Here is a 7,769-nt window from a genome sequence, read left to right as displayed (position 1 = left end):
GGGCATTAGCTGGAAATATTGCAGGCTGCTTCATGCATCTGACGGTTATTCCTACAATACGACGTGCTAAGGTCCGGTGCATGGCTACTAAATTATTATAAGGAGGGCGGCAATTCCTCCCCTGAGCCAAAGACTCAGGGGGTTCCTTGCCGCATTTTATGAATCCGTCACAACCACGTTCTGATCTGAAAAAGATATACCAGGCGGCAATCAAACGGGTGGACCCATACGCCATGGTGCAGTCACGGGTCACCCTGGACAAAAACAGCCTTCATATCCGCCTTGACGATCAAAAAATCCGCCTGTCCCTGGACAAATTTGAGCAAATCTATGTGCTTGGCGCAGGCAAAGCCACAGCGCCCATGGCACGGGCAATGGAAGAGATCCTTGGTCCAAAACTTTATGGCGGTCTGATTTCAGTTAAAAAAGGACACACCGACACCTTAAACAAAATCGAAATCATTGAAGCAGGCCACCCGGTCCCGGATGAAAACAGTGCGTTGGCAGCCCGGCAGATTATTGATATCGCTGCAAAAGGAAATGAAACAACCCTGTTCATCAATCTGATTTCAGGCGGCGGTTCCGCCCTCCTGGCCTGTCCGGGGGAGTGCCGGGGTGCAAGCATCACCCTTGCAGACAAACAAAAAACCACTGAACTTTTGCTGGCTTGCGGGGCCGGTATTAACGAAATTAATATGGTGCGAAAACAGCTGTCCGGCATCAAGGGCGGAAAACTTGCCCGGCACATGTACCCTGCCACATCCGTGAACCTGATCCTTTCCGATGTGGTGGGCGATAACCTCAGCGCCATTGCCTCCGGTCCCACAGCACCGGATGTCACCACCGTTGCCCAGGCCCTTGGCATTGTAAAAAAATACGGATTATCGTCCAGGCTGCCGGCAAGGGTGACAAACATGCTTGAAACCGGTGCGCGGCAAAAAACAGCCAAAGACCACATCAGTAATGATTCTATTTTTTCAAAGGTTCACAACATTCTTCTGGGTAATAATTTATCTGCCCTGAATGCCGCCCGGCAAAAGGCTGAAAGCCTTGGGTACAACACCCTGGTGTTAAGTTCCCGGATCACCGGCGAAGCCCGGGAAATTGCCCGGGTCTTTTCCGGCATGGCCCGGGATATCGCCCTGGGCAACCTGCCCCCCCAACGTCCGGCCTGCGTACTTGCCGGCGGAGAAACCACGGTGACCATCAAGGGGAACGGTAAAGGGGGCCGGAATCAGGAAATGGCGTTGTCTTTTCTTCAAGAGCTTGACGCCGACCCTGCCGGAATTGAAAACATCTTTTTTCTTTCCGGGGCCACGGACGGCAATGACGGCCCCACGGATGCAGCTGGGGCATTTGCATCCCAGGCCGTTCTGGAAGCAGGAAAGCAGGCGGGGCTGGATATCAGTGAATACCTGGGCAGAAATGATTCATACACCTACTTTGATGCGGCAGGGCAGTTGTTTAAACCCGGCCCCACCAACACCAATGTATGTGACCTTCAAATTCTTATTATCAATAGTGTTTGAACGAAAAGTCACCCATCTGCGGCGTTGCAGAAAAATTTTAAATCCTCACAACCATGAGGTTGCTCCGGTTTTAAATTTTTCTGCGCCTTGCACCTGGGCAACTTTTCGTCCAAACACGAATTTCTGTGACTTGGGGCTGAAATACGGTCCCCAGATATTTTATTATAAGTATTCCGTGTTTTTCAGAATTTCAAGCTCCTCGATGGTTTTTTCCGCCACTTTTTTATTTTTAGTAAAAAAGCGTTTTAAACGTTCGATAAGCTGCTTTTGCTTTGCCTTATCATTGGCATAATATTCATGCGCAAACAACTTTCGGGCGTAATCTAAATTTGATTGCACTTCGTCGGGAATGCGCTCTCCGTCATGACGCGCCGCATCCTCCGGACATACATCGTGACAAATGCCACATCGGATACACGCATCATCTTTTATAAACGCAATGTCGTTTTCCATGCCGATTGCCCCGGCTGGGCATGCATCAACGCATATGCCGCATCCCGTACACGATTCTTTCTTTATCCATGGCATTTTCTATCCGTCTCCTTTGCTTATCGTTATCACTCGACTATCATAAAACCAGTTTTGAAACGACCATATCATTTTTATCAACACCCAGTAAATTTGCTATTGGGTCACATTTTGCAATTAACAGAAAAAATTGATTCGAATGGCCACTTTCCATAAGGCCTTCAAAATTCCCCTGCCCTTTCGATATGATAAGATCGGCATTATTATACGCGTCTACAAATTCATCTGAACAAAAGTCAATGAGTGTTGAAGGCGCATCAAAACCATTGGAAATAACCCTGCAAACGTTGTCAATGCCGACTTGATTTGCATCTTCAAGGGTTGCATCGTTGATTACAGGTTTTCCCCGTACAGCAAACGTAATGTTTTGAGGGTTCATTGTTTCAATAAACAATTTATCAAAAACGATTTCGCCGCAATTATCACCTAAGTACAAAATATTTTCAGCTTTACCAATTTCATTTTTTAATTCTGCCGTCATATCAACTTTTAAATCTTTATGAAAAAAAGATTCAATCTGATTCGATATGTCGTCATTCGCACTTTGTGCGCCGTAATCAATTATATTGCCGATAACCGAAAGTTTTGCCGCTGTGAAAAAAGGATTTTCACTTTCATTGACTATGGTTTTCCAATATGGGTATTCTTTTAAAAGAATGGTATTGGCATTTAATTTTTCTTCGGCATACAGGTTTATATTGCTCAGCTGATTCTTGGCCATGCGGTGAATTTCAGTTGCCAATTGGGGATTTGAAAGTTCCCAATTAGATTCGATAAGTTCATGGACTGAAAAAATGAAACGTTCTGCAACTTTTTCATCAGGTTTAAATTTATCAATCAATTTTTCAATTGTCCTGATATGACAGAAATAGCATTCGTGTCTCATAATTTCCCCTTATCCTGGTTTTGTATAAAATTCCGTAGCATTCCACAGACGCTCAAAATAATCTTTGTAATAATCAGTACCACGGGTTGACCCCTTAAATTCATAAGAAATGGTTTGCTGGCTTGAAATGCCCCAAAGATAAGGGCCAATAAATACATGATCATCAACCCTAAAATAGAAATCTTCCGGGAGACTATTATAATATTTAATCTGAATATTTTCAGGTTTTGGTGCTATTGTTTTAAGATCATCAATCCAATTTTGCAAATTGAGAATTGTGTGCCTGATTTGACCGGAAGCTTCTTTTTCATCAATTTCACGTTGTTTAACGTATTCAGAGTCAGGATGCAGTGTAACAAATCGAATCTTCAAACCACGTTTGACTTTTTCTCTGACAATCTTATCCTTGGCATCGCGAAAAGATTTGAGCCCCCAGGCAATGATATCAAGATTTTTTTCAAGGGATTCGAATGCAATATCGGTGCTACGGTTCATTTCTTGCCGAGTCTCATAGATGGCCTCAAGCCCCCAATATTCCACAATGCGCTTAATACGGTTCATTCGAACTAAATATTTTGATGTAAGGAAAGAAACTACTGAGCTGGCAATCAGTGAGCATCCAATACTCAATAATATGTTTCGGTAATCCGGATGTTTGACAAAAAAGACGACTAATAAGCAAATAAAACCAATACAGAATATGATCGCATTCACAAGAGATGCGTTAATTTGCTCAAGTGTTCTATTCAACTTGTTTTTCAATTTATCTTCCCTTTTGTTATAATGACGTCCTAACCTTGGGTACCAAAAACCAAGGTTTCGTGTCAAACCAAATAGAACTATCTGCACTATTTATATGAAACTTGAGACAAGATACAAGAAACAAGAGGGCGAAGCGCCTGCGGCGCCCAATTTAAGGAACGGGTCCGAATTAATAAGAGTATAGGAATTTCCATTTCCCAGCAGCCGGCAGCCCGCCCAAAGAGCGCTAGTTTAACCTGGGAGCGCGGGCGTCTCGTCCGCATCGTTACTGCAGACGGGACGCCTGCGCTCCCGGATATAGCAAAATGGGCAAGTTATTTCCATGGCCCTTACGGTCCGACCTTGGGCAATACATCTTTAAACACAACACCGTAAATATCCCAGATGGTGACAAACAATGCGGCAATAATAGGACCGATGATGATGCCGATAATACCGAACATGGCAATGCCGCCCAGGGTGGAAAATAAAATTAAAAGATCGTGCATCTCCGTGTCTTTGCCCACAAGCCGGGGCCGCAGAAGATTGTCAACACTTCCCACGATCATCCCGCAGAAGATGATAAGCGCGCCGGCCTTAAACCATGCGCCCTGGACGACCAGCCAAAGTGCCGCCGGAATCCATATCAACGCCGTCCCAACGGCCGGTATAATGGATAATACCGTCATGACAGCACCCCAGAAAACCGAACTGTGGATGCCGACCACGGCAAACGCGATGCCGGCGGCTCCGCCCTGAACAATACCGATGATGACTGTTCCCTTGATTGTGGCCCGTGCCACAGAGGTAAATCTGTCAAGAAGCCGTCTTTCATCTATATTATCCAGGGGCATGTAAAATAGAATTTTATTTAACAGCCTGTCTCCATCCATAAAAAAAAAGAACATGGTATACAAAAGAATGGCCACCATAAATATAAAATTGATGGTGCCCATGGTAGCGGTTTGAAGCCCGTTGACAAAAAACTGACTGGCCACACCCACCAGTTCTCCGGCCTTGATGTAGATGGTTTCCCTGTAGGGTACCAACTGCTCATAAAAAGGCAGATTTTCCAGCCACTGGGATATGGCTGCGGGTGAAGACAATTGTTTCTGGACCCAGGGGGTTGCGGCCTGACCCACCTTGATGGCCTGGTTGGTTACAATGCCTAAAAGAGTACTTAAGGGCAGAAGAACGATCAGGATAATAATCATGATGGTCATCCCCGAGGCTGCAGCCTGTCTTCCTTTCAGCCATTTGACAAGTCGCTGGTATAATGGATAGGCCAGGGCTGAGAATATTCCGGCCAGCAGAATGGCCATCAGAAAAGACCTTATCATTACAAGAAAAACAGCTGAAATAAAAAACACCAGTAATAATAAAAATGAGGGGTGGATCAGATCACGATTCATGGGAATTTGCCTCCGGTAAAAAATTTTTGGCCTTGATCATCCTTTCAGCCACCACCAGAAATCCCTTGACCGGATTGCCCGACTGCTTCCGGATATCCGTGCTGTTCAATTCCAGTGGTTTCAATCCATGCCGGTTCAGGCAGGTCTGAATATATTGTCTGGAATGTGCATACCGGCCGCTGGGGTAAAGCTGATAGTTTTTTAAATTGTCTTTGAGTCTTTCCACTGAAAAGGCAATTTTTCCACCCGGAGCCAGGGATGTTGCTGCCGATTTGATAATGTGATCCAGATCTCCAAAATAGACAAAGACATCAGCGCTGTAGATCAGGTCAAATTTTACCGGGAATGCCCATGGCTGCAGGATATCAAACACCGCCAGGCTGCTGTAAATTTTTTTTTCAGCCGCTTTTTCAAGCATTTTTTCCGATACATCAACACCGGTCAGGCTTTTTGCAAACGGCTGGTACAACTCGGCACCCAGCCCTGTGCCGCAGCCTATATCAAGAATTTCCATATTTTCGGACAAATAGGGACGCACTATATGGAACAGACGTTCAGGGGTTTTGTATGCCAGTTCTTCAACCAGAATGGCCTCAAAATTCTGGGCACACTGGTTAAAAATACTGCGCACATGCGCCACAGGTGCGGCATCAGGCGGGGTTTCCCCGCCATTGATGCTTTGGAGCATGAATTGTGCAATTTCATTTTGCGGTTGGCATTCAAGCACCTTCCGGTAATGTATTTCAGCTTCTTTGAAGCGTTCGCGCTTTTGAAGCATGATGCCGATATTCAAGTGGGGCGAGACATAATCCGGTTGAATGTCAATGGCTTTTTGATATGCGTTTAACGCCTGCGCGCCCTGACCTTGCTCATCCAGGGCCACACCCAAATTGTTCCATGCCTCGGCCATTTCAGGCGCAAACCGGACAGCCGCACGGAAACTTGACATGGCATCATCCGGTTTTCCGGTTTCCCGGTAAGCCACGCCCAGATTATTCCATACCAGGCCGGCCTCCGGCTGTTGTTCGAGCATCTGCTGATACAAAGGAATGGCACCCTGGTGATCATTTTTCATCTGTTTCAACCGGCCTAACTGATAACATGCAGACAGATCCGGCGGGTTTAGACCGGCTGCTTTTTCAAATAAAGGTTTGGCTTTTTCCGGCCGGTTCTGATCCAGATAGAGAATCCCGAGGGCACTCATGGGCTGCCCCCATTGCGGTTTTCTATCCAGGATTTTCCTGTAGCCTTTTTCCGCCTCGGAAAATCTGCCCGCCTTGTGACTGATGTATGATTTTTGAAAAATCTGTTCAAAATCGTCCGTTGCTGCTTTTTTCATATAAATTATGTCTCTTTTTTCCTGCATTGATATATATCATACGACTTATGTTCTTGCTATCGGCTCTTATTTCTGAAATCATAGAGGATATTTTTTAAAAAGTCCGTATTAAACAACAAAAAAACACGAGTTCAAAGTGTTTTTTTAGTTCGTTTTAAATCTTTAATAGTGAACAGTGATGACAAAAAGCGCAAAGGAGACAGAAATAATGAAAGACAATGCACGGGCCATGGTCAAAGCATCCCTGGCAGCAGATTCTCTGGCACTTGGGGTCCACTGGATTTATAATGCAGAAAAAATCAAATCAGAACACGGCGTTGTCGATCAATTAACGGCACCCGGTCCGGACTCTTACCATCCTACCAAAAAAAAAGGGGATTTCACCCATTATGGGGATCAGACCCTGGTTCTGCTCAAATCCGTAGCAAATTCAGGCCGCTTTGATCCCAATGATTTTTTTGAGCAGTGGAAGGCCTTTTTTGAAAACTACAACGGGTATTTTGATTCAGCGACAAAAACCACATTAAAAAATATCGTCAACAAAAAAGGACCCTTTGACTGTGGTTCCCTGTCCAATGATATTGCCGGGGCAGCAAGAATACCCCCGTTGATTTTAAGCCTGTACAATCATCCGGATCAATTAATTGAAGCAGCAAGGACCCAGACCCAAATGACCCACAAGGATACAAACACCGTTGACGCGGCGGTTTTCTTTTCACTGCTGGCCGTGGAGTGCCTCAAGGGGACACCGCCTTCTGAAGCCATGAAAAGCCTTGCCCAAGATCGATTCTCGGATTCGCCGATTTCAATGTGGACCCAACAGGGGTTGGACGCGGCTGATCAGGAAAGCGTTCCAACGATTATCCGGTTCGGTCAGTCCTGTTCGATTCTTGACGCCTTTTCCGGCATCGTCCAGGTCATTACCAGACATGAGCACGATCTGTCCGGCGCTGTCATTCAATCGGTCATGGCCGGCGGGGACAATGCCGCCCGGGCCGCAATCGTGGCCATGGTGCTGGCCGCTTACAGAGGACTGGATGACAAAACCCGGGAGTGGGCAGACGGATTGAACCGGAAAGAGACCATCAACGCCTGCCTGGAAAAAATCGTTTAGGAACGGGTCTTAAAAAAATTTCCCATTTTGCTATATCCGGGAGCGATTCATATCACAAGAGGAATATACAACATATTTTAATGAAGAGTATAAAACAATACCTTCGCCAAATTGATTGACCTATATGAATAAAATGATCACATTCTCTGATAAAATAATATTTGAGCAAACATCAACCATAGTCAGAGGGGTAGTCATCATGGGAATTAGTACTTTATTT

7 protein-coding genes are annotated in these 7,769 nt (G+C 45.4%); 2 read left to right on the top strand and 5 right to left on the bottom strand.

What is annotated here, in order from left to right; genetic code table 11:
• The first annotated feature begins 146 nt into the window (after nucleotides 1-146).
• Nucleotides 147-1,529 (top strand): glycerate kinase type-2 family protein, encoded by a 1,383-nt coding sequence (locus HXW94_RS17685; RefSeq protein WP_218576796.1) that lies wholly within the window; start codon nucleotides 147-149, stop codon nucleotides 1,527-1,529.
• 162 nt (nucleotides 1,530-1,691) lie between these two features.
• On the opposite strand, the gene HXW94_RS17680 is transcribed toward HXW94_RS17685, so the two are convergent.
• The 5 genes from HXW94_RS17680 to HXW94_RS17660 form a co-directional block, all read right to left on the bottom strand.
• Nucleotides 1,692-2,057, bottom strand: coding sequence for a ferredoxin family protein (locus tag HXW94_RS17680; protein WP_178368220.1), 366 nt, complete (start codon nucleotides 2,055-2,057; stop codon nucleotides 1,692-1,694).
• A 40-nt stretch (nucleotides 2,058-2,097) separates the two neighbouring features.
• On the bottom strand, nucleotides 2,098-2,943 hold the full coding sequence (locus HXW94_RS17675) for a damage-control phosphatase ARMT1 family protein (protein ID WP_178368219.1): 846 nt from the start codon (nucleotides 2,941-2,943) through the stop codon (nucleotides 2,098-2,100).
• Between the two features lie 9 nt (nucleotides 2,944-2,952).
• Nucleotides 2,953-3,705 (bottom strand): hypothetical protein, encoded by a 753-nt coding sequence (locus tag HXW94_RS17670; protein ID WP_218576795.1) that lies wholly within the window; start codon nucleotides 3,703-3,705, stop codon nucleotides 2,953-2,955.
• Between the two features lie 329 nt (nucleotides 3,706-4,034).
• Entirely contained in the window at nucleotides 4,035-5,096 is a 1,062-nt protein-coding gene (locus tag HXW94_RS17665; protein WP_178368217.1) for an AI-2E family transporter, read from the bottom strand.
• Entirely contained in the window at nucleotides 5,086-6,435 is a 1,350-nt protein-coding gene (locus tag HXW94_RS17660; protein ID WP_178368216.1) for a tetratricopeptide repeat protein, read from the bottom strand. The genes HXW94_RS17665 and HXW94_RS17660 overlap by 11 nt, the downstream gene beginning before the upstream one ends.
• Before the next feature lie 208 nt (nucleotides 6,436-6,643).
• Between HXW94_RS17660 and HXW94_RS17655 the strand changes: the two genes are divergently transcribed.
• Nucleotides 6,644-7,549, top strand: a complete 906-nt coding sequence (locus HXW94_RS17655) for an ADP-ribosylglycohydrolase family protein (RefSeq protein ID WP_178368215.1) — start codon at nucleotides 6,644-6,646, stop codon at nucleotides 7,547-7,549.
• Nucleotides 7,550-7,769: the final 220 nt, after the last annotated feature.

Origin of the sequence: Desulfobacter latus (assembly GCF_013389365.1) — a bacterium.
In the GTDB taxonomy this organism is placed as follows: domain Bacteria; phylum Desulfobacterota; class Desulfobacteria; order Desulfobacterales; family Desulfobacteraceae; genus Desulfobacter; species Desulfobacter latus.
This window is presented reverse-complemented; position numbering and strand designations above follow the sequence as displayed.